Raw genomic sequence first — 23,246 nt, 5'->3', positions numbered from 1 at the left:
GCTTACGCGCGAGCTGCTACTGCACGAGCTGCTACTGCACGAGCTGCTACTGCGCGAGCTTCAACTGCGCGAGCTGCTACTGCACGAGCTTCAACTGCGCGAGCTGCTACTGCACGAGCTTCAACTGCGCGAGCTGCTACTGCGCGAGCTTCAACTGCGCGAGCTGCTACTGCACGAGCTTCAACTGCGCGAGCAGCTACTGCACGAGCTTCGGCTGCGCGAGCTTCGACCTCCTGCTCCTTAGCTTTTAATTGCTCCAGTGTAATCGGTGTCGCTTTGATTTCCATTTTCAATCCCTCCTTTCGTGTGATAAGCCCATTCTACAACCTTAATTTTCCTTTTTAAACGGTAAATGGGGGTAAACGTCGTTAATCCGATGTAAATGAATTGACAGTTACTTTTTGTTGAAAGGAGCTTATTCGACTGCCATGCTGGGACAAAAAATTAGAGAAACCAGAGAACAGAAGGGATTGTCACAAAAACAACTTGCAGGTGAGGAAATGACAAGGGCTTACATCAGTCTGATTGAAAAAGGAAGGGCTGTTCCTTCTTCACGTATGCTGCGAGTTATTGCCAAGCGGCTGGGCAAGCCTATTGAATATTTCTTAGGTACCGAGACAGAGAAAGAGATTCACGAGGATGTATCCGAAGCCTTACTTGACAAGGCATACATGCGATTCAAGGCAGAAGACGACGATTCCTGTATCCGAATCGCTACACATCTTCTGACACTTGCCGTACCTGAGCCCGTACAGGCAGAAGCCTACTTGCTCATAATTAGAAGCTGCAACCGGATGAAGCAGTATTCCAGGGCAGCCGAATATGGGGAGTCCTCCGAATTTTTGTTTATCCGTTCAGGAGATCGCAAGCTCATTACACAGTTCTATTTAGAAATGGGCAAAGCGGCTATTTATATGGAATCCTACATCCATGCGAGGAAGCAGTATCAGCAAGCCTACACTTATAGCAGCAAGCTTAAGCATTTACAGGATGAGTATATTACCGCCCTCACCTTTCTCGCGACCTCCCATATGTTCCTCGGTGAAATTCAGGAAGCCATCGATACCTACCTAAAAGCGGAGGATGAAGCAAGAATGGCGGGCAACCCTGAGTCTTATGGCGAAATTGCCATGGGACTGGGCAAAGCCTATTACAAGGCAGATCCTCACTCGCAGGAAAGTCTCTACTGGACTCAGAAGTCTGTAGACTGCTTAAAACAAGGGAACAGCGAATCTTATATCTTTGCTCTCCATAATCTTGCCGTCATCATGCTGCATACAGACAAAAAGAAAGAAGCTCTCCCCCTTCTGCATGAGTGTGCATCCATCTACGACGAACGCAACATGCCGGACAAGAAAGCTTCTATATTTGAAGAAATGAGTAAGCTCTATTTAGAGGAAGGCAATCTCGACGAAGCAGAGAAGGCCTGCAAAACAGCCATCCGATTGCTGGATCTAACGGACGACGGCGTGCAGCGAGCTCGCCTATACAGGCTGATGGGCGCTGTCTACCATGAGCAGGCTAACCCAGAACAGGCCTATTTTTTCCTGAGAATGAGCTATGATCTGCTCAAAAGACTGAATGCAGGCAGTGAGGCCGAATCCAGCTACAAGCTCCTGACACTCAGCGAGCGTAAAGACGGTATGGATTATAATGATTACCGGATGTATCTTAAGTGATGAATCACTTCAATACGTTATTTAGGCATTGGAGAGTTCAGATCCTGCGGCTCTACAGTCCCGGGAGGAGTCGTCTGATCCTTTGAACTACCCTCTATATCAGCGAACACAGCGCCCGTATTTGCAGTTAATCCAATAATAAGAGTTAATACCACAGAATAAAGAGGTGATCTCATCTTTTTCATTTTTCATCGCTCCCTGTCTTTTTTCTTAAGTTTATTACGCAGTGTGGATGTGATGAAGTTGTAATTGATGATTTACCCCCTCTTACCTGATGCAAAATGAAAATAAAGAGACTTCTGATCATTCAGAAGTCTCTTTCAACGTGAAGGCCTGCTTCAAAAAAACTTGATATGCGGCTTATCTTCCCTATAGTAATTCATTCGGTCCTGCAGCGTCCCCGTATGGAACTCAAACATATGCCCGTCAGGGTCAAGAAAATAAATGGACTGTTGATCCCTTGCATCCCGTTCTCTGCCTGGCAATACTTTGGCATTCACCTCTGCAAGCCGTTGCCGCAGCTCATTCAAATCCTGTTCATTTACGGTAAAAGCGATATGAGTGTAGGTCGGTGTCGTATAATTGCGCGGGACATTCTCCTGGTTCAATGCAATCCATATTCCATTCAGGTCAAAATAGGCAAGCGTGCGTCCTTCAAGAAGAATTTTGGCCCCAAATACAGTTTCATAGAACCTGATCGACTGACTCAGATTGGATACTGAAAAACAAAGATGATTAATACCTTGGATATTCAAGCTATGGCTCACCTCCGTTAAAAAGGATATGCTTCTATAATACCATATTTAACCATGCCTTATCTCTTAACCCTAAGGACAAAAAACGTTCAATATCACGCTTCTGGTACTGCTCCCTTTCGCTCATGCGCATAGAAATTCTTTACAAAAAAAATCCAGCGAATGTCATTCAGCCGGACTTCCCTGTTAATATCAGCTTATTTAAGGCTCTTCTGGTTCTCTCGAATATGGATTTCCTCGGTAAATTCCTGGATTCCGGCTTGCAGACGCTCAGCCAGCTCTGGAGCAATATCCAGGCCCCCTTGATCATTACGTGCAACCTGTGCATCCACCGTATAAACGCCAGCCAAAATATGACGTGCCCCGAGTACGGACAGTACGGGTTTGAGTGCGTAATCCATGGTCAGAAGGTGGGCTAGGCTCCCTCCAATAAAGAGCGGAAGGATCGTTTTGCCGGCAAGACCTCGTTCCGGAATAAGATCCAGGAAAGTCTTGAGTACGCCTGTGTATGACGCCTTATATACCGGGCTCGCAATAATAACCGCATCAGCTTCGGCCACAATACCGTTAGCCTTCACGATCGGCTCGCTTTCAAATTTCGTATGAATCAGGTCTCCTGGCGGGAGCTCAGCAACATTAATACGCTCTACTTCAAATCCTGCTCCCCTAAGACTGCTTTCTGCAAATTCAATGACAGCGTTGATTCGGGAAGTCAGGGAAGGGCTTCCGTTAATGAAAGCGATTTTGGCCACGTTCTTCACCTCTGACAAGTATTTGTATTCCATATCTATTGTTAATTCCTACTTATTTTCTTGGTATATTGTAACATAATTCCCCTTTCCGCTGTCAACCTGCTTTACATGAAGCATCCTGTATCTTACATATCCTTTGCCACGATCAATATATCAATATGCCGGGCATCACGCACCAAACGATGAATGACCGCTCTTCTACCGCATGATGCAAATCGGTAGCGATACTTGGACTGGCCTGTAATGATCTGAGTCGCAGCATCCTGGTCTGCCAATTGAATCAGCAGCTCCGGCACCTGGTTTCGGTGATCTGTCTGAACGATGCGAAAGGTCCCTCCAAGCCGCTCTGTCATTAATTTCAACTGATCCAGCCTATGCTTATACTCCTTGCGCATCATGGCCTCCCGATCCGTAACCTGTACATGATTGACATACCAGGTCGCTTTGAGCCGGTGTGCAATTCGAAATCCTCGCCTGATGAGACGATCCGCATCTTCTTGTACATCCACACAGACATGAATAACCTCCTCCCGGCGCCATGGTCCACGTAGGGAGTTGTTTCGCTCCCAGGCTTCCAGCCGTTCATCCACATCGTCCGCCAGTTCACGAAGTGCAAGCTCTCTTAGCGCAATCAGATTGGCCTCTTTGAAAAAATGCTGCAAAGCCTGATCGACCTTCTCCTGAGCGTAGATCTTTCCATCACGCATCCGCTTCTTTAGCGTCCTTGGCGCGACATCCACAATCTGTACCTCATCGGCGAGGTGAAGGATGGAATCCGGGACGGTCTCTCGTACTCTAACTCCAGTGATGTGCTCTACCGTATCATTCAAGCTCTCGAGATGCTGAACATTCATAGTCGAGATTACAGAAATCCCAGCCTCAAGAATTTCAAGGATATCCTCGTACCTTTTTCTCAGCCGGCTGCCCGGGACATTGGTATGAGCAAGCTCATCCACCAGCACCACATCCGGTGCTTCCCGCAGAATGGCCTCTGTGTCCATCTCTGTCAGCTCCGTCCCCCGATAGGCTATTCTCTTCCGATTGATAAGCGGAAGCTGTCCTATCTGGTCCTCTGTCTCCTGGCGTCCATGTGTTTCGAGCAGGCCAATCCGGACATCGAGACCACTGTGCAGGAGCTCATTGCCTTCCCGCAGCATGGTGTATGTCTTGCCCACGCCAGGTGCAGCTCCAATATATACTTTGAAGTGTCCTCTGATGATGCTGCTGTCCCGTTCTTTCATCTCTACTACGGACGAGCTCCCGGCTGAATTTAGGGATTTCGTAGGCAGAATCCGTTCCCCGTCATGATCAGCCCGGTCGGCGACCAGAAACAAATCCACATGACGGATCCTGCGAAGCACGTCCTTAACGACTGAGCCCTGCAGCAGTTCCTGGATGAAGCTCTGCTTGGAATGACCCATGACGATGCGTGTCACTCCATTTCTCAAGGCGTAGTCAACCAGCTGATCCGAGAGTCTTCGTCTTGACCGAATCGGCAGTTCTTCAATTTTGGCCCCGACTTTATCAGCAAGCTGTATCATCGCTTTGCGAAATGCTGCCTCCTCCTTGGTCCGTTTCCGGTTAGAGTTAACAAACGTAATAATACGCAAATCACCATTCAGCCTTCTTGCAATTTGCTGCCCTCTGCGGATATAGATGGAGCCGTTAAAATGATACTGTACCGAGACGAGAATCCGTTCCCCCGTACCGGAAGGTCCTGTATATCCCTGTTCTTCCCGCAGCTTGATTAGGGATTCGCCCACACCTTCGGCTACCAGCCGCAAGGCAAGCTCGCGCAGAACCGAGAGGTTCCCCTCTTTTACGACGGATGAGTGCTGATCGACCTGGAGCTTGTGCTGCTCCACCCGGCTGAGCAGCTTCTCGGGCGTCACATCTACAAGCCTTACCTCATCCGCCATCTGCAGCACATGACCAGGCAGAACCTCCGCCGCTTTAATTCCTGTCAGCTGACTGGCTGTGTGCTGAACTCCCTCCAGTTCATAGACATTGACAGTCGTGACCACACTGATGCCGTGCGCAAGGAGCTGCTCAACTTCCTCCAGCCGTGTTCTTGCGGCAGCACCTGGACGGTTGCGATGGGCCAGTTCATCGACCAGTACCCATTCCGGACGGCGGCACAGAATCGCCTCGACATCCAGATCTTCCGTCTCTGTCCCCCCTATGCTCCAGATGATTCCAGGAACTCGATCCAGCCCGTTCATGAGCTGGGACGTCTCTGCCCGGTCGGAAGCTGTAATGGAGCCGATCACTACACGCACTCCCTGTTCACTTAACGATCTGCCCTCCAGCAGCATATGATACGTCTTCCCTGTGCCGCTGGCCGCACCGATCAGTATGTGCAATCTGCCACGGCCCTGCTTCTGAATGGCTGCCAATATTTCTTCCGGTTTTTTTCTGCGATAGGTATCTATTCAGCTCCCCTCCCGCTTCCTTTACTGGTATGAAGGCTTCGACTGAAGCTCAAGATTAAGCTCAAGGACATTAACGACCGGCTCTCCCAGGAAACCGAATTGTCTGCCCTTCGTATGCTGTTCGACCATTTGAGCAAGCTCTTCTTCAGAGATGCCGGTTTCAGCACTGATTCGTGGAATCTGTACCCTTGCTGCCTCAGGGCTGATATGCGGATCAAGTCCTGAGCCTGAATTGGTGACAAGATCTGCAGGCAGCTGGCTTATAGGTACTTCCGGGTTCTCCGTCTGCCACTTTTGAATGAAGGCTTCCGTACGAGCAAGCATATCGGGATTCGAAGGGGCATAGTTGCCCGATCCCGAGCCTGCAGCATTATACTCGATGCTGGATACTCTTCCATGGAAAAACGCTGGTTCTGTAAAATTCTGCCCAATCAGCTCTGAGCCAATTGGCTCTTGCTGCTCATCGTAGATCAGACTGCCATCTGCCTGATGGGGCATGATCAGCTGTGCAATACCGGTGACCAGCAGATTATAGCCCAGTCCCAGGAGCAGCATCAGTGCAAGGCTTACCCTAAGTGATATCGTCCATACTTGCATATCTGTATCTTCCTCCTATACCCAAATGTGTACAATCAAGTCAATGATTTTGATGCCAATAAACGGGGCAATGACGCCGCCGACGCCATAGATAAGCAGGTTCTGGCGAAGCAGGCCTGCCGTGCTCATCGGTTTATACCGGATACCCCGCATCGCCAGCGGAATCAGCAGCGGAATAATAATTGCATTAAATATAAGCGCAGACAGGATTGCAGATGCCGGAGATCCCAGCTTCATGACATTCAGTATTTCAAGCTGAGGAATAGCCAGCATGAACATCGCCGGGATAATGGCAAAATACTTGGCGATATCATTCGCGATACTGAACGTTGTCAGCGCTCCGCGTGTCATCAGCAGCTGCTTCCCGATCGCGACCACCTCAATAATCTTGGAGGGATCGGAATCGAGATCGACCATATTGGCTGCTTCCTTGGCAGCAACAGTACCGCTGTTCATCGCAATCCCTACATCCGCTTGGGCCAGAGCCGGTGCGTCATTCGTACCGTCCCCCGTCATCGCTACAAGTTTGCCTTCCGACTGCTCTCGTCGAATCACAGCAATCTTATCCTCTGGCGTACTTTCCGCGATGTAATCATCAACGCCCGCCTCTCTTGCAATGGTCGCTGCAGTCAGCGGATTGTCACCTGTACACATGATCGTCTTGATTCCCATCTCGCGCAGCTGATCAAAACGCTGCTTCATTCCGGGCTTGACGGTATCCTTCAAGTAGATCAGTCCGTAGATTTTGCTGTCTACCGCAACCGCGAGCGGCGTTCCCCCGGCAGTTGCAATGGCATCACTGTTCGCATCAAGGTTATGCGGAATGCTTCCACCTTGCTGCTTCACCCATTTTTTGATGGAGTCCACTGCGCCCTTGCGTACCTGTCTTCCATCGGGAAGATCCATTCCGCTCATTCTTGTCTCCGCCTTAAAAGGCACAAACTCCCCTTCCGCCCCACTTTCATCCATATCGATCGACATCTTCCTCATTAGCTCCAGCACAGATCGTCCTTCCGGGGTCTCGTCTTTCACCGAGCTGACGGCCGACCAGTAAACGAGCGCTTGCTGCGTCTCATCCCCAACCGGCACAAATTCACTTGCCATTCGGTTACCGTAAGTTATTGTACCTGTCTTATCCAATATAATGGTGCTCACATCCCCCGAAGCTTCAACAGCCTTACCAGACATCGCCAGCACATTAAACTGAGTAACCCGGTCCATTCCTGCAATCCCGATAGCAGACAGCAAGCCGCCGATGGTCGTCGGGATTAGACACACCAGTAAGGCGATAAGAATTGGAATTTCAAGCTGAATTTCCAGATAGTCCGCATAGAATGGAAGCGTGACAACAACGAGCAGGAAGATGATCGTGAGACTCATGAGTACCGTGTTTAATGCAATCTCATTCGGTGTCTTCTGCCGTTTGGCTCCTTCCACCAGAGAAATCATCCGGTCGAGGAACGACTCTCCCGGATCACTCGTAATCCGGACCTTAATCCGGTCGCTGACAACTCTTGTTCCGCCCGTCACCGAGCTGAAATCTCCGCCAGCCTCCTTAATGACTGGTGCCGACTCTCCCGTAATCGCCGATTCATCGACAGAAGCAAGCCCTTCAATCACTTCACCATCACCCGGTATCAGCTCACCTTCTCTCACAAATACGACATCGCCTTTGCGGAGTTCTGAAGAGGATACGACCTTAATATGATCACCAGCTACCTTGTTAGCTGTAATATCCTGCTTGGTCTGCTTCAGACTGTCGGCCTGCGCCTTCCCCCGCCCCTCTGCAAGCGCCTCTGCAAAATTGGCGAACCAGACGGTTATAAGCAGGATAACCGTGACCGTCAGATTAAATCCCCGTGAGCCCTCTGTACCGAGCAGATTCGGAAACAGGGTCAGCAGTAACGTGATAACCATGCCCACTTCGACGACGAACATAATTGGATTTTGCAGCATCACTTTTGGATTCAATTTATAGACGGCTTCAAGCATCGCTTGCTGCACGAGCTTCTTGTTCAGCATTGATTTTTTTTGTCCCATTGACGAATGTTCCTCCATTCAAATAAGAACTTCAACTGATTTAGTTTGTCTATATAGATTCGAATTCACCTTTTTAATGAGTTATGAAATTGAAACTTACTATAATAGTTCGAAGACTACCAGTTCAGCGTCAAATGCTCTGCAATCGGTCCAAGCACCATTGCCGGGAAATAAGTCAGTGCCCCTACAATCAGTACCGTACCGACAAAGACCGCCGCAAATAGATAGGTGTCCGTCCGAAACGTTCCCGAGGTCACAGGTGTGCTCTTCTTCCCAGCCAGTGATCCTGCAACAGCAAGCAGCAGCACTATTGAGAGATATCTGCCCAAGTACATGACAATTCCGGTAGAAATGTTCCAGAACGGTGTTGCATCTCCCAATCCTTCGAATCCGGAACCATTATTGGCAGCCGATGAAGTGTACTCATACAGCACCTGCGACAGACCATGATACCCGGGATTCGATATCGTGTCCGCATTGGTGAGCAGTGCCAGTGCTGTAGGAGCCAGAATGAGCAGGGGCTGAATCAGCAGGCTGATCGCAATCAGCTTGATTTCTTTGCCTTCCAGCTTCTTGCCGAGAAATTCCGGGGTGCGTCCCACCATAAGACCGGACAAAAAGACGGCAATAAGTGCGTACATCAGCACATTCAGGAATCCGGCACCCATACCGCCGAATACCGTATTCAGCATCATATTGGCCAGTGTGACAAATCCACCAAGCGGTGTCAGTGTATCATGCATGGTATTGACTGCCCCTGTCTCGGAAGCTGTCGTCACGACCGAATACAGAGAAGACAAGGCCACACCGAAGCGGGCTTCCTTCCCCTCCATGCTGCCTCCTTCCTGCTGAATACCCATGGCCTCGATATTTGGATTGCCGTTTGCTTCCGCTCCGAGGGATACCCCCATCAGCACGAGAAACATGATTGCCATCGAGACAAACAGGACACGTCCCTGCTTCTTGTTCCCCACCATCTTGCCATAAGCGAATGGCAGGGACACCGGGAACAGAAGCATCAGCACGAGCTGCAGAAAGTTCGTAAATCCGTTAGGATTCTCGAACGGATGAGCCGAGTTTACTCCGAAGAAACCACCGCCGTTGTTTCCTACCTGCTTAATGGACAAGAAGGAACCTACCGGGCCTCTTGCGATTTCCTGCACGCCGCCCTCGAGCGTCGTTACCGCTGCTGTTGCTTTTAACGTCTGCGGAACGCCTGACGCTACAAATAGTATGGCAGCTACGAAGGCAACCGGAAGCAATACTCTTGTTATGCTTCGAACGACATCCACAAAGAAGTTGCCGAGCGGCTTGCCGATAAGTCCTCTAATAAAAGCGATCGCCACCGCGAAGGCAGAAGCCGGTGCGGTAAACATCATAAAAACAACAGCGATCATCTGTGATAAATAGCTGAGACCGGATTCCCCGCTGTAATGCTGCAAATTCGTATTGGTCATGAAGCTGATTGCGGTATTAAAAGCGAGTGTCGGCTCCATACTTGCAGCACCGCTTGGATTCAGCGGCAGATGAGCCTGTATCCGGAAGATCAGATAGACGAGAACGATCATGACTGTATTGCTGAGTACAAAGGAAGCCGCGTACTGCTTCCAGGTCTGATTCGTCTCCTTGATGCCGCTGACAGCATAGATGGGTCTCTCTATCCATTTAAACCAAGGATCAATTCGGGTGGGTTCATAACGAAATGCACTTGCAATATACAGACCTGCCGGACGAGCAAGCAGGAGCACGACCGCAAGGGTCACACCGATGGAAATAACGGTTAACATATCTACTTATCAGCCTCCTATGAATATCATGAATCTGTTGTTACAAGAATTAGTTCCTAATTACGACTTTAAAATTTCTCTGGGTTAAGCAGCGCGTAGACCAAATATATGAATACAGCAGCGGCAATAACAAGCAGCACCCACATCACTTTTCTTCACTCCCTTCCGAAGTGATTTTGTCCGAGCCCTTGATAACTCCAATTGATATGAGCGTCAACAGGCTGATTAATACGATCATGATGAAATCCAGCATTTGCTAAGCACCTCCCTATCCGGTTTAGAGTAAGAAAGAAAAGTCGCTGCCGCGGCTGTAGATAACATGTGTCGCACCAAGCCCTCTATAGATGAGCCGCGGCTGGCTTCGCTCTGTAATGACATAGATCGGATTACAGGTCCATGACCGGCAGGTCTGGATATACTTGCAGCAGAGCGGCAGACTTTCCTCGAACAGATAGACATTGCCCACATGAAATTCAGGCAGCTCGGGTGATTGCTCGGCAAAGTCCACTTGAATGATCGGCTCCATGTATAGCCCTTGCATTTCTTTACGTTCATGCTCAGAGCTGACTATGATGGCAAACGACAAACCCTTCGATTTCAATGTCTTTATAAAGGACCTGCCCTGCTTGCTCCCGGCTGCAACGATTATGACGTCATCGTCATCAACGGACATCTGTGCATTCCCCTTCCGTTTCTCCCTTCCATCCAGCATAAAAAAAGAAGCTAGGCAAGAGAAATTTCTTCCGCCCAGCTTCTTATTTGGGCAGACGGAAATAGACCGCTGCCACATAAGAACTCGGATATAAGAAAGTCTCTCTAGATACGCTGACGAGGTTAGCTGTCGGATTCGGGCGTGAGAGTCGCCCTACCTGTCTAAGCACATATCCTGTGCTCTTTAGGATTCACCCCTCGTAGCCTGCTTATGCAGGCCTCACTGGTTCCCCCGCTCCCTTGAGTTCATCAAAGGATTAAGCGATATGAAATTGTATGGCGTAAAGCTTTTATGCAATGAATCATAATCCTGACGGGTTCAGCTGTAAAGAAAGTCCGTTCCTCATATAAGGCGGATTTCAAATCATTGACTTCACGGAGATGTTTATTATCTTCAAATTCCTCTTTGTTTCTCTCTATTACTTCAATTCTCTTTAATTATGAGTAAGAAGCTGACAATGATAGATAAAGGTCCAATAAGCGAAGATCATCTCTTAATTAACCGCTTACTTTCATCAATTCAGCCTTATTTGCTGAAAATCCGGTTTTTTTAGAAAATGAGTCATTTTACTCGTCTGTGACATTTGCTATATGATGATCAACATAATAATGAGGTTGAATAATGGAGGATGAAAGCTCGTGGCACTCGCCTATATGGGTAACAATTCAGAACCTGCTTACCAGACAGAAGCGATCAGCTCTATGGAAATCATACGTTATGATTCTCGCCGTCTTCCTTATCTGACAGAGGAGAATCGTCATTACTGCGGATTGTTTAAAATCACTTGTGGGACGGCACACGGTTTTGCCGAATTTGACCTTCCACAGGAGAGCGCTCCGGAAGATCTGATCACCTGGATCTCTGTGTTTACTGTCCTTAAGGAGCTGACAGTAGAGCAGGCAAAGACCTGCATTGCAGATCATGAACAGGATTGGGGAATGGAACGCACCCGAATAGCCGAGGAAGCACTCGCAGATCTGCAGTTGATGCAGGAGGCGGACGAAGAGCTGCATAGCATCATCAGCTCCAGGTCGCTCGTTCGTTCCTTTTTGATGGAGTATGGACTAACGTATTATTCCTTCTAGATTCCGTCTATCTAAATTCTGCGAATGGATGAGATTCAGCTTCAGAGTTGTAAACTGTAAAAGGACACGCTTCTGCGTGTCCTGTGTCCTTAAACTTGACTGGATATCTGGCCGCCTTCTTACCAGAGGCTTCCTGTTGATACTCTATATTACAATGCGTCAACAATGTCTCCGGCGGTAATTCCTCCAGGATTATGCCGCTTGTAAGCAGCACGTTCTCCAGCGAGTCCGTGCAGATACACACCATATGCTGCTGCCTGCTCTGCACTCCATCCTTGTGCCAATAGACCCGCAATCATACCGGTCAGCACGTCCCCTGCCCCGCCGGTTCCCATACCAGGATGTCCGGTCAGATTAATAAAGATGCTGCCTGAAGGTGCAGCGATGACCGTACGCGAGCCCTTGAGCACAAGGGTAACGCCTGTTTTCTCTGCATATTCTGCCGCATGAGCGATTCGATCTCGCTGGACCTCTTTAGTGGATATACCGATCAAACGGGCCATTTCTCCTGGATGAGGCGTCATAATGAGCGGTGCAGTTCGGGACATCCCCAGGAAGAAATCTTCGCCTCCTGCTGCAGCCATATTAAGCGCATCGGCATCAATTACAATGGGCAAATCGCATGCTTCAACAATCCGGCGAAGCCACTGTGTATCTCCTTCAAAGCGGCCAAGCCCCGGTCCAATGGCCAGCACATCCTTGCCCTCCGCGAGCTGTATAACTCGCTTCGCTGATTCCTTCGTCCACGATCCGTCATTCCCTCTCACCGCCTCTGCGAGCATCAGCTCAGGCACCTTGCCGATGACATGCGGCATCAGCTCATAAGGCAGCGCCCATGTGGTCAGACCGCAGCCTGATCTGAGCGAAGCACGCGCACTCAGAAGCCCTGCCCCGCTCATTGCAAGCGTCCCGGCGGTAAGCAGCACATGTCCATAGGTCCCCTTATGCCCTTCGCCTGATCTTCGGAGCGCCAGATCCATGCCAAGCGTCCCCTCCAATACCTCTTCTGTAAGGACTCGAACAGAGATGCCCCGATCCGCTGCGAGCTTAGGCGGAATCCCAATGGATCTCACAACGATGCGGCCTGCTGCCTCTGCCCCGGGATATTGGGTCAGCCCTCGTTTCAACAAGGCGAAGCACACGGTCACCTTCGCCCGGATATGAGGCTCGAAGAGTTCTCCTGTATCCGTATTTAACCCGCTTGGAATATCAGCAGAGACAATAGGGAGTCCGCTCTCATTGGCCTCACGGATCAAGGCTGCATAAGCTTTGCGCGGCGCCCCATTGCTTCCCGTACCCAGCAGCGCATCCACGATGCCGGTAACGCCTTGAAATGACAGCTGCTCATTCTCTTTATATACAATCGCTGGGATCCCATAAGCTGCTGCCGCGTCCCTTTGAAGTGCAGCATCCTGTTCAAGCACTGAAGGCGGAACAGCATAAACAATCGTTACTTGCATGCCAGCCTCCTGCAAATGCCGGGCGCACACGAGTCCATCGCCGCCGTTATTTCCTTTTCCAATGAGTATGTACCAGTGCTCCTGGCTTCGGTCATTGATACGTAACGTCTCCTCGGCACGAAGCGTACCTCTCACACCAAGCCAGTCTTCAAATGCCCGGCGATTGTTATCCTCATCTTCCTGTAATGGGTTTCGCGGCGTTCTCAGTTCTATCCGGCAATTCTGCTCTTCATGACACAGCTTCACCACTTCTTCAGCGAGCACCTTGCCTGCATTCTCCATCAGACTCGCCGAAGGAACCCCGATCTTCTCGATTACGATGTTATCGAGCTCACGCATCTGCTTCGCGGTTACAACATACATCTTCCAGCCCCTCCTATCAAAAAGAGCGAGGGATATATACCTCGCTCGCAAAAAATAAACCATAAACCCTCTTCTAATAAGCCACAGTAAATCGGGATCCGCTGAAATACGGATCATCCGCTTCATCCACCATAGCCGCTGCATAATCTTCGACAGATATACGGCTTTGCCCGGCTTCATCCAGAATAAGACGATCTGTGCCAATTCGAAAATTGCCTGTACGGCGACCGGGTTCAATGGTTGCTGCCGGACTCAAATAAGTCCAGTCCAGATCGGACTCCTCGTAAATATGAAATGCATCCCGATGTGCGAGCGCCAGGGGTCTAACTTCTTCCGGAAATTCCGGAGTCTCCATCAGCGGCACTCCGCTATCTGTCAGAAGACTGCCTGCTCCGCCAACGACAAGGAAGCGCTGGACTCCACTGTTTCGAATGCCCTCAACGAGCGACCGGGCTGCCTCGACCAGTTCCTCTTCCTTACCGAATTCAGGACCGTACGCACTAATTACCACATCATGTCCCTTCACTGCTCCAGCAACAGATTCAGGTCTCAGAATGTCACCCTCTACAATGGTGAGCCCCTCGCGCTTCTCATTAAATTTAAATCGATTCCGCACAATCGCAGTTACCGTCATTTTTCTTCCCAATGCTTCTTCCAAGATCGCTTGTCCAATGGTTCCTGTTGCACCAAATAAAGCTATATTCATATCATTCAGTCCCCGTTTCTGTACTATACTAGCGTGTGCCTACTCTATATTAATCAGGTACGCTCCCTCTTAAAACGTCAATTGTTTACATCTCATGCTTCATCGCTTAGTTATGCATCTCTCATTCAAAAAAGATACTCCAGGCATGTTAGAGACGCCCCCCTACTCACCATACACTATTCCATATTCACAAGAAAAGCCATCCTGCCCAGCTGGAGCGAGATGGCTATCTACGATTTATATTATCCTTAAGTGCTATTACGCAGCGCATTGGGAATCGTATCTCCCGGATTCAGCAGTGGAACTTCGCCGGATATCGTTTCCGGATACTTAATACCCGAGCCCGTATTGAGTACAATCACCTTCTCATTATCTTGAATCCATCCGTTCGCCCGAAGTATGCGTGCTGCAGCAAAAGCAGCTGCGCCTTCCGGACAAATGAATGATCCTTCCAGCCGGGCTGCCAGTCGCTGTTCGGCCAGGATTTCCGCTTCCGTTACAGCAATGGCAGCTCCGTCAGTCTCATATATGGCGTCCAGTACAAGGAAATCTCCGATCGCTTTGGGCACATTAATGCCGAAGGCAATCGTCTCCGAGTCAGACCAGAATTCCGATTCGGTCGCATTCTGCTCCCATGCTTTAACGATTGGAGCGCAGCCTGCCGCCTGTACAGCGACCAGCTTCGGCAGACGACCGGTTATAAAGCCCAGCTCCTGAAGCTCCAGCAGACCTTTATAGATCCCGATCAAGCCCACACCGCCGCCTGTCGGATACAGAATAACGTCGGGTAACTGCCAACCCAGCTGTTCGGCAATCTCCAGTCCCATCGTCTTCTTGCCCTCAATTCGATAAGGCTCCTTGAGAGTGGATGCATCGTAAATTCCCTCTGATCTCACCTTATCCGTAACAATCTTGCCCGCATCACTGATTAAGCCATTTACAAGGTACAAATCAGCACCTGCCGCAATACATTCATTGCGTGTAATCAGCGGAGCGTCCACAGGCATTACTATGGTTGCCTGAATACCCGCGCGAGCAGCATATAAGGACCAGGCCGCGCCTGCATTTCCGTTAGTCGGCATCGCAAATTTGGAAACGCCAAGTTCTTTGGCCTTGGAAACACCAACGGCCGCACCGCGTGACTTAAAAGATCCGCTCGGCGTCAAGCCTTCATCCTTCATATACAGCTGAGGGATCGCCATATCGATCCCCAGACCTGGCATACGAAGCAGCGGTGTCATCCCTTCACCCAATGTGATTACATGCTCCGGTTCCCTTACAGGGAGCAGCTCATGGTATCTCCACAGGTTCATTTCCCTGCCTTTTAAAGATTCAGGGTTCCATTCTTTCTTAAGACTATCCAGATCGTATCGGGCATTTAACGGAGATCCGCAAGTGCACAACTGTTGAACGCCTGTTGTATGATAAATCAGTCCGCACTTTGGACATTCCAAATGACTCAAATAGCTGTACTGTCCCATATAAGCATACATCTCCTCACTTTATTAACGACCTAAGTGATGTGAATGGTACTATAACAGTAAATAAGTGTTCACCCTTCTGTTTCAGAGGAGGACCCAGCGATATCTTAATGCAGCCTGTTTATTGCTCTACTCCAATTGAGGCTTTCCATCTGAAATTGTTCCGATGACCGAAAAAATGGCCACCTATTGCTTCTGAACCATCTCAGAATACCAGGGGCCACTTGCAATCCTTCGCGGTTAAAATATATATCTCTCATCTTTTCATAGTGGAACTTATTTGTCAATTCGACCAACAATTTATCTCCAATAATTTCTATTTTTGTTTCCAATGCATGCCTTGGGATTCCGGTGCCGAATGCCTAAAGCCAAACTGCTCATATAATCGGTCAGCCGGGATATCGGCCAGCAGTGACACCAGGCCCTTCTCAGGGACATGCTCATCCAGATACTTGCGGATCTCTTGCATAATGGTCTTGCCATATCCATTGCCCTGATACTCGGGATTGACAGCAATATCCGTTATAAAAAACTGTAATCCTCCGTCGCCAACAACTCTGCCCATGCCGATAAGCTCGCCCTCTTCTATTAAACTCACTGCGAACAGCGTATTCGGCAGCCCCTTCTGAGCTCCGTCAAGACTCATCAAGGACAGACCCGCAGCTTTTCGAAGGTCTAAATAGTCTTGTGGCGAAGGAATTTGATATGTAATTTCCATGTTTATAGTCCACCCCGTATGATGAAATTAATTGGAAGTATACTTCCTTTCTAGATTTGCCCAATTGGGACTTAATTATTTCAGATGGCTGCTTAACTCGATCTCTATCCATGGAACTAGTTTACGATATTTATAGCAATAAAGAAAACACATGTTCCATTCCTTCATACTTCTCCGCTTTAATTTTCTCTTCGCCCCCTTTTCGACTTGAAAACCCCCGGTTCGTATGCAATAGTGAGAGAAGGTATCGCCGCTTTAGTGTAAAGGAGGGAGAAGCCTGAATTATATTGTACAAATTGACGGCATCTCGCTGTCCCCACAGGTGATTGCTATTGCCGCCTTCATGATCGTGCTGCTGCTGTGGCTCTACATATATCATGCATCCAGCTTGCGACAGGGCAAGTACCGACGAATGGATGATCTTCAGGATACGCTCTATACCTACTCCAAGCTTGCGGGACATTTAACCCTTGGTCTGAAGAATGACGGTCTTCCCGGGGAGCCTCTGCACGGGGCACTTATCCTCGCGCTTCAAGAGAGCAAGTCCGCGCCCTGCCTCACGCCGCATCTGAGAGAACAGATACAGGCCTGCCTTGCAGAAGGAGACGAAGCTGGACTCCGATTACTCTCACGTTCTCTTGAAAGGGAAATGACCCGGCTGGCTGCCGAACGAGACCGATTGTTCTCTTCCGTGCACTCCCCAAGATGGGGACAAGCATTGTGGCAGATTATCCAGCCTCTGTTCGCTCCCCTTGCAGCGGTAGGTATCGCTGTATTGTTGTATCAATTCATGACAGGAGCAAGAGATATCACCGAGGGCAGCTCGGTGTGGGAATGGGTATTGCTGAGCGCAAGACTTGTATCCGGAATGATATCGATCGCATACGTATACATCCTCATCTTGATGAAGCCGCATACAGCCGCAAGTGTGATCACCAACCTTCTGTCCTCGGCCATTATTTTGGCAGCATTGTTCCATCTGATCGGGCTTGCTGCTGCACCTTACGTTCTTGCAGGACAGCTGATCTTGTTCCTGCTCGGATTCAAATGGAGCAAACCACCTTCCCGCAAAGAACGGCCTTATGCTGGGCAATTCGCAGCCGTGGATAATCAAGATTCACAGCTCTATCGTTAGTACAACATAAATAAGCAGTTCCTCACGCTTCTATAGAAGACAAAGGGGCTGCTTATTTTCATTTCAACGTACAAGCTATGAATGTTTATGAAGACCCCGATTTGCGCAATGCGCGCGGACCACTTGATAGGGAATCAGCGACTCCTGCCGCTGCACTGCGAGATTTGCCCGATTTAGAGGTATTTGAAGATGTGTTCTCATAACGTTTGCGCTCGGTCCGTTCCATCTGTACAATCTGTCCTTCATGGACAATGATGGACAGTGAACCAAATTCCATTTCATTCAACAAACTGGCGATACGATCCATCCACACTTCATCGACTTTAAGCGGTTTAGTCATTATTAACGCCTCCTATTAAATCGGGCCTATTAGCGTACCCTGCTTATTTATTCAAACCTATAGCTCGAATTTGCAGGAACACACCCTGACTTCAGAAAGCTCTAATGCGTACCCTTTCTTGTGAACCAGCTCTTTAATAGAAGCGTAATCAGGGCAAGCACGAGCAGTAAGGATGCAACAGCAAATGAAGCAGCAAACTGATACTCGTTATACAAAATCTCTACATGGAGCGGCAGTGTATTCGTCAGTCCGCGAATATGACCTGATACGACGGACACCGCTCCGAATTCCCCCATCGCTCTGGCATTACACAAGATGACACCGTACAGCAGCCCCCATTTAATGTTAGGAAGCGTCACTTGGAAGAATACTCTCCAGCCCTTGGCCCCAAGCATCACAGCCGCTTCTTCCTCCTGTGTTCCTTGATCCTCCATCAGCGGGATAAGCTCACGTGCTACAAAAGGGAACGTGATAAACAAGGTCGCGAGTACAATACCTGGAACGGCAAAAATAATGCTCACATTCCATGATTCTAATAAAGGTCCCAGCCAGCCGTGGGATCCGAATACGAGGACAAGCATCAGACCGGCCACAACAGGTGAAATGGAGAAGGGCAGATCGATTAAGGTAATGAGCAGACCCTTCCCGCGAAATTGGAATTTCGTAATAACCCAGGCGGCCGCGATCCCGAAAACTGTATTCAGCGGTACCGTAATCACAGCGACCAGCAGCGTAAGTCTAAGCGCGGACAATGCATCTGGATCCGAGAGTGCAGCAAAAAACACTCCCACCCCCTGCTTCAGCGCTTCCGCAATAACAATAACAAGCGGCAGAATAAGCAGCCAGCCCATAACGAGTATGGCCGCTCCTATGAGCACCCACTTCACCCAAGGCGCTTCTGTCGTCGCCCGTGACTGTCTCGCATTCGTCCGCGTACTTGCTCCTAAAGGTATTGTTCCTGCCATAATGCATTCCTCCTATGTGCGGGATGTCTTCCGGCTCCAGCGCTGTAATGTATTAATAAGAAATAACAGGACAAAGGAGACGATGAGCAGCAGCAGTGCGACGGCTGTTGCCCCTGCATAATCAAACCGCTCAAGCTGGGTCATGATGAGGAGCGGAGCAATCTCCGTCTTCATCGGCATATTGCCTGAAATGAACACAACCGAGCCGTATTCACCGATTCCTCTCGCGAATGCAAGAGCAAATCCGGTAAGCAAAGGAGGAATAAGCTCTGGCAGAACAACCTTCCGAAAAGTAAGCCAGCGTCCAGCTCCCAGCGTAGCTGCCGCTTCTTCTACATCCTTCTCCAGTTCAGCCAGTACCGGCTGGACTGTGCGTACCACAAACGGAATGCCGATGAACATCAGGGCAAGCGTAATCCCAAGCTGCGAGAATGCAATCTGAATCCCCAGCGGTTCAAAAATGGAACCAATCCACCCATTTGGAGCATAGAGCGCTGTGAGCGCAACTCCCGCAACTGCCGTGGGAAGTGCAAAGGGCAGATCAATGATGGCATCAAATATTTTCTTGCCGGGGAACTCGTATCGGACCAGCACCCAGGCTAACAGCAGCCCCAGAAACAGGTTGGCAAATGCAGCAAAGCCTGCGGTCATAAAGCTGACTCTGAAGGAAGCGAGAATTCGTGGATCTGTAGCCATATCCGCAAACTTTGCCCAAGTAAGCCCTGTTGAATTAAACAGCAGCGCTGCAAGTGGAATTAAGACAACCAAACTTAAATACAGCACCGTAAATCCCATATTTATTCCAAAACCCGGAAGTACTCTGATCCGAGCTGCTCCTGCCCTGCTCATGCTTACTCATCCCTTCATGCCTCCAGTCGTCCCGGTCGGCATCTCTAGTCTTGTATGGCTGCAATGCCGTGTCCATATAAATGGCAATGTGAATCCAATGCTTAATTGCTTGGAACATAGATCTGAGAGAATATTCCGTCTTCACTAAAATGCTTCTCTTGTGTTTCTTTCCATGTACCAAATACATCGTTCAATGTGAATAGCTCCAGCTCTGGGAAACTCTCTGTATATTGTTCAGCTACAGAAGGAAGTGTCGGACGGTAAAAGTTCTCAGCAGCGATCTTCTGTCCTTCTTCACTGTACAAGTATTCAAGATAAGCCTCCGCTGCTTCACGTGTTCCATTCCTATCGACGTTTTTATCTACCACGGCTACAGGTGGCTCAGCCAGAATACTGATCGATGGGTAGACAATATCGAATTTATCTACACCTTGTTCCTTGATCGACAGTAAAGCCTCGTTCTCCCATGCGAGCAGAACATCGCCTATTCCCCGCTCCACGAAGGTCGTCGTCGATCCCCGGGCTCCTGTATCAAGTACTGGTGTGTGCTTAAACAGCTCGGTGATAAATTCCTTAGCCTTAGCTTCATCATTGTTATTCTGCTTCAGTGCGTATCCCCATGCAGCCAGATAATTCCAGCGTGCTCCTCCCGACGTCTGTGGATTGGGGGTTATGACCTCGACACCCTCCTTAATGAGATCATCCCAATCCTGAATATCCTTCGGATTCCCTTTTCTAACGAGAAACACAATGGTTGATGTGTAAGGAGAACTGTTGAGCTCGTATTCATCCTGCCAGCCTGCATCAATGAGTCCCGCTTCTTCAATGGCATCAATATCATAGCCTAGAGCAAGGGTAACCACATCGGCTTTCAATCCGTCGATAACCGACCGGCTCTGCTTCCCTGAACCCCCGTGTGACTCATTGATTGTGACCTTCTGTCCCTTCTCCTTCTCCCAGTAAGCAGCAAACGCCGCATTGTATTGTTCATATAGCTCACGAGTAGGATCATAGGATACGTTCAGCAGCTTCAGAGAACCGCTGTCGGCATTTCCGCTTCCGCAAGCTGTCAGCGACGCAGCAAGTGAAGCAGCAAGCAATACCCCAATACCTATTTTCAGACGGTTACGAACACCTTTTTTCATAGAAGACATCCTTTCTTATAGAAGCTGCCCATCCCTTAAATAGTAAAAACGGAGGAGACAGGTCAGCGATAGAAGGGTCAAACCGGTTATCGTCCGTGTCTGCTGTTCTATGCTGCCGCTGCTCATCCGCTGCCCTACGGTAGGTTCATAATAAATCATTTATTCCTACCTGTTTAGTATGTTATGTTACATTTTAATAACGCAGACCAGCGCTGTCAAACATTTTTTAACAATTATAACTAAGAAAAGATACCTGCTCTCTTTTTTCCAAATCCCGTTGTAATCCCTCTATTTTATTGGAAAAGCAAAAAAGAACCGCATAAAATATGCGGTCCCTCGATACCTGATATTTAGTTCTTCATTGAGGTCCGCCGACCACTCGGATATTCGGCGAAGGCGGCGTGCTCATCCCCGTGCCCAAGTAGAAGCTGGTATGCGGCGGCTGATTGTAGGCCACATTTTGCCATGCGATGCCAAGGCGATAGATTGGGTCGTGCATCAAGGTGTAGATCCGCTGATCTGTAACTGCGGTCGTTGTATAGATCCGAAGGGCTGTACTGTCATCTGTCCGCCAGACGGCTTCCTCTCGCCAGTCTCCCAGCAGATCAGCCTGAAGGCTTGGAGTCGCCTTCGTTCCATTGTTGCTCGCTGCTCCTGTGGCGGTCAGCAGATTCGTTGTTGTGGATGTCTCATGGTTCCATTTGTCGATCCGATTATTATCCAGCAGCTCTCTGCTCAGATCTCCGTCCCACCAGATTCCAAAATTCGTAGACGGTACCTTGTTAACAATAACCTGCCCCTTCGCCGTGTACAGTACTCCGTTGGCCCAGACCTCCGCGCCTTTGTATCGAGGATCAATATCTGAGGCCATTCCCCTGCCTATATCCTTGGTCGTGGGAACTCCCCAGATTAAGGCACCTGTATCCGCATCTCTGAATTCGATACCCGCATTCGAAGGGACCTCATGAACCTGAAATACCTCAAGCCCAGCCCGATCCGGATCCAGGTCGCTCAAGTGCATGGCATCGCCATGGCCAAGTCCTGTCGTATACAAGCCCTTGCCATTATCGTCAACCGCCATTGCGCCATATATTATTTCATCCCGTCCATCGTTATCCACGTCGCCAACACTTAAATTATGATTCCCTTGACCGGCATACCCCGAATTCCCGGACGTATTCGAATCAAAGGTCCATCGCTTGGTGAGCTGACCATTTCTGAAATCATAGGCTACAAGAACAGACCGGGTATAATATCCTCTTGCCATAACCAGACTCGGTCTCTCCCCATCGAGATAGGCGATGCCTGCAAGGAAGCGATCGACCCGATTGCCGTAATTATCTCCCCAATTGCTTACGGTTCCACGCGGCGGTTCGTAATTGACTGTCGTGAGCGCTCTGCCCGTCTGGCCGTTAAATACGGTCAGATACTCGGGCCCTGATAGGATATATCCGCTGCTGTTCCGATAATCCTTGCTTCCATCACCGATGACCGTGCCCGCAGCGTCTTTGGTACCGTCGGCCGTTTTCATTGCAACTTCAGCCTTGCCATCGCCATCCAGATCATAGACCATGAACTGAGTATAATGCGCCCCTGCACGAATATTTTTGCCGAGACTAATCCGCCAGAGTCTTGTTCCGTCGAGCCTGTACGCATCAATGAATACTTCACCCGTATAGCCGCTCTGCGAATTGTCTTTGGAGTTCGACGGGTCCCATTTTACGATCAGCTCATAGTTGCCGTCGCCATCCAGATCGCCTGCGCTCGCGTCATTGGCACTATACGTATACGCTACACCGTCAGGGGTTGTCCCGCCAGCAGGCTTCATTAGAGGCACATTCAGATAGTTGGTTCCCCATACGCTTGCAGCCGGAGATGCGGTCTGCTCCGTACCATTCACGACGGCTCTTACCGTATATTTAGAACTCGCTGTACCGGCATTGTCCTGCAGATTCGTACTATTCGTAATTGGCGATGAATTCACCTTCGTCCCATCACGATACACATTGAATCCGATGCTAGAGCCTTCGGTTCCGAGCAGCCGCCAGCTTACGAATACACCTGTGCCTGTTTTTACAGCAACAACGCCGCGATCCAGGTACTCCATTTGTCTGGGATTCGCCGCTTCAGCCTTATCTGGCGAAACGCCAAAGCAACAACCTATCATCGCTGCGCTGAGCATAGCCAGCCCCGTGGTCCGCCAGCTTCGTTTGTTGGTTAACATGACATAGCCTCCTCTAATTAG

At 49.4% G+C, this 23,246-nt stretch carries 21 protein-coding genes and 1 riboswitch; of the genes, 3 read left to right on the top strand and 18 right to left on the bottom strand.

The genetic code is table 11. The features are described 5' to 3' along the window. Positions 1 to 2 precede the first annotated feature (2 nt). On the bottom strand, positions 3 to 287 hold the full coding sequence (locus tag BM415_RS15055) for a hypothetical protein (RefSeq protein ID WP_091159479.1): 285 nt from the start codon (positions 285 to 287) through the stop codon (positions 3 to 5). A 141-nt stretch (positions 288 to 428) separates the two neighbouring features. Here BM415_RS15055 and BM415_RS15050 point away from each other — a divergent pair, with 141 nt between their 5' ends. After that, positions 429 to 1,679: a helix-turn-helix domain-containing protein gene (locus BM415_RS15050; RefSeq protein WP_091159478.1), complete on the top strand. Its 1,251-nt coding sequence runs from the start codon at positions 429 to 431 to the stop codon at positions 1,677 to 1,679. Between the two features lie 338 nt (positions 1,680 to 2,017). Here BM415_RS15050 and fosB read toward each other — a convergent pair whose 3' ends face one another. From fosB to BM415_RS15010, 7 genes are all read right to left on the bottom strand, one after another. After that, positions 2,018 to 2,434: a metallothiol transferase FosB gene (fosB, locus tag BM415_RS15045; protein WP_091159476.1), complete on the bottom strand. Its 417-nt coding sequence runs from the start codon at positions 2,432 to 2,434 to the stop codon at positions 2,018 to 2,020. A gap of 197 nt (positions 2,435 to 2,631) precedes the next feature. Further along, the gene (gene ssuE, locus BM415_RS15040; protein WP_091159789.1) at positions 2,632 to 3,186 is read right to left on the bottom strand and encodes an NADPH-dependent FMN reductase; all 555 of its coding nucleotides are present in this window, start codon (positions 3,184 to 3,186) and stop codon (positions 2,632 to 2,634) included. A 125-nt stretch (positions 3,187 to 3,311) separates the two neighbouring features. Further along, a complete protein-coding gene (locus BM415_RS15035; RefSeq protein WP_091159475.1) occupies positions 3,312 to 5,618 on the bottom strand; it encodes a histidine kinase in 2,307 nt (768 codons plus the stop codon). A 21-nt stretch (positions 5,619 to 5,639) separates the two neighbouring features. Beyond that, positions 5,640 to 6,215 (bottom strand): potassium-transporting ATPase subunit KdpC, encoded by a 576-nt coding sequence (gene kdpC, locus BM415_RS15030; RefSeq protein WP_091159473.1) that lies wholly within the window; start codon positions 6,213 to 6,215, stop codon positions 5,640 to 5,642. A gap of 15 nt (positions 6,216 to 6,230) precedes the next feature. Next, positions 6,231 to 8,255, bottom strand: a complete 2,025-nt coding sequence (gene kdpB, locus BM415_RS15025) for a potassium-transporting ATPase subunit KdpB (protein ID WP_091159472.1) — start codon at positions 8,253 to 8,255, stop codon at positions 6,231 to 6,233. Positions 8,256 to 8,371: 116 nt separating this feature from the next. Continuing rightward, positions 8,372 to 10,042: a potassium-transporting ATPase subunit KdpA gene (gene kdpA, locus BM415_RS15020; RefSeq protein ID WP_091159470.1), complete on the bottom strand. Its 1,671-nt coding sequence runs from the start codon at positions 10,040 to 10,042 to the stop codon at positions 8,372 to 8,374. A gap of 277 nt (positions 10,043 to 10,319) precedes the next feature. Beyond that, positions 10,320 to 10,715 (bottom strand): hypothetical protein, encoded by a 396-nt coding sequence (locus BM415_RS15010; RefSeq protein WP_091159467.1) that lies wholly within the window; start codon positions 10,713 to 10,715, stop codon positions 10,320 to 10,322. A gap of 134 nt (positions 10,716 to 10,849) precedes the next feature. After that, positions 10,850 to 11,027: riboswitch (cyclic di-AMP (ydaO/yuaA leader) on the bottom strand. Positions 11,028 to 11,392: 365 nt separating this feature from the next. Between BM415_RS15010 and BM415_RS15005 the strand changes: the two genes are divergently transcribed. After that, positions 11,393 to 11,839: a hypothetical protein gene (locus tag BM415_RS15005; protein WP_091159465.1), complete on the top strand. Its 447-nt coding sequence runs from the start codon at positions 11,393 to 11,395 to the stop codon at positions 11,837 to 11,839. Positions 11,840 to 11,988: 149 nt separating this feature from the next. Here the strand turns inward: BM415_RS15005 and BM415_RS15000 are convergent, their stop codons facing one another. The 4 genes from BM415_RS15000 to BM415_RS14985 all read right to left on the bottom strand — a co-directional run bounded on the left by BM415_RS15000 (position 11,989) and on the right by BM415_RS14985 (position 16,567). Continuing rightward, positions 11,989 to 13,662: an NAD(P)H-hydrate dehydratase gene (locus BM415_RS15000; RefSeq protein WP_091159464.1), complete on the bottom strand. Its 1,674-nt coding sequence runs from the start codon at positions 13,660 to 13,662 to the stop codon at positions 11,989 to 11,991. A gap of 73 nt (positions 13,663 to 13,735) precedes the next feature. Further along, positions 13,736 to 14,368, bottom strand: a complete 633-nt coding sequence (locus tag BM415_RS14995; protein ID WP_091159462.1) for an NAD(P)-dependent oxidoreductase — start codon at positions 14,366 to 14,368, stop codon at positions 13,736 to 13,738. A gap of 248 nt (positions 14,369 to 14,616) precedes the next feature. Further along, positions 14,617 to 15,849, bottom strand: coding sequence for a threonine synthase (locus BM415_RS14990; protein WP_091159460.1), 1,233 nt, complete (start codon positions 15,847 to 15,849; stop codon positions 14,617 to 14,619). Positions 15,850 to 16,165: 316 nt separating this feature from the next. Beyond that, positions 16,166 to 16,567 carry a GNAT family N-acetyltransferase gene (locus BM415_RS14985; RefSeq protein ID WP_091159459.1) on the bottom strand — a complete coding sequence of 134 codons (402 nt, stop codon included), beginning with the start codon at positions 16,565 to 16,567 and terminating at the stop codon, positions 16,166 to 16,168. Positions 16,568 to 16,889: 322 nt separating this feature from the next. Here BM415_RS14985 and BM415_RS14980 point away from each other — a divergent pair, with 322 nt between their 5' ends. Next, on the top strand, positions 16,890 to 17,702 hold the full coding sequence (locus BM415_RS14980; protein ID WP_139236998.1) for a hypothetical protein: 813 nt from the start codon (positions 16,890 to 16,892) through the stop codon (positions 17,700 to 17,702). An 85-nt stretch (positions 17,703 to 17,787) separates the two neighbouring features. Here BM415_RS14980 and BM415_RS14975 read toward each other — a convergent pair whose 3' ends face one another. The 6 genes from BM415_RS14975 to BM415_RS14955 form a co-directional block, all read right to left on the bottom strand. Next, a complete protein-coding gene (locus BM415_RS14975; protein ID WP_091159455.1) occupies positions 17,788 to 18,042 on the bottom strand; it encodes a YezD family protein in 255 nt (84 codons plus the stop codon). Positions 18,043 to 18,143: 101 nt separating this feature from the next. Then, positions 18,144 to 19,007 (bottom strand): sulfate ABC transporter permease subunit CysW, encoded by an 864-nt coding sequence (gene cysW, locus BM415_RS14970; protein ID WP_091159453.1) that lies wholly within the window; start codon positions 19,005 to 19,007, stop codon positions 18,144 to 18,146. A 12-nt stretch (positions 19,008 to 19,019) separates the two neighbouring features. Beyond that, positions 19,020 to 19,856 carry a sulfate ABC transporter permease subunit CysT gene (gene cysT / locus BM415_RS14965; protein ID WP_091159452.1) on the bottom strand — a complete coding sequence of 279 codons (837 nt, stop codon included), beginning with the start codon at positions 19,854 to 19,856 and terminating at the stop codon, positions 19,020 to 19,022. A gap of 101 nt (positions 19,857 to 19,957) precedes the next feature. Then, positions 19,958 to 21,001: a sulfate ABC transporter substrate-binding protein gene (locus BM415_RS14960; RefSeq protein WP_091159450.1), complete on the bottom strand. Its 1,044-nt coding sequence runs from the start codon at positions 20,999 to 21,001 to the stop codon at positions 19,958 to 19,960. Between the two features lie 15 nt (positions 21,002 to 21,016). Next, the gene (locus tag BM415_RS25130; RefSeq protein WP_170862503.1) at positions 21,017 to 21,160 is read right to left on the bottom strand and encodes a hypothetical protein; all 144 of its coding nucleotides are present in this window, start codon (positions 21,158 to 21,160) and stop codon (positions 21,017 to 21,019) included. Positions 21,161 to 21,359: 199 nt separating this feature from the next. Further along, positions 21,360 to 23,168: a rhamnogalacturonan lyase gene (locus BM415_RS14955; RefSeq protein ID WP_211753670.1), complete on the bottom strand. Its 1,809-nt coding sequence runs from the start codon at positions 23,166 to 23,168 to the stop codon at positions 21,360 to 21,362. Positions 23,169 to 23,246: the final 78 nt, after the last annotated feature.

This window comes from Paenibacillus sp. 453mf (assembly GCF_900116105.1).
GTDB classification, from domain to species: Bacteria; Bacillota; Bacilli; order Paenibacillales; family Paenibacillaceae; genus Paenibacillus; species Paenibacillus provencensis.
The sequence above is the reverse complement of the archived record's forward strand: the minus strand, read 5'-3'. Positions and strand labels throughout refer to the sequence as shown.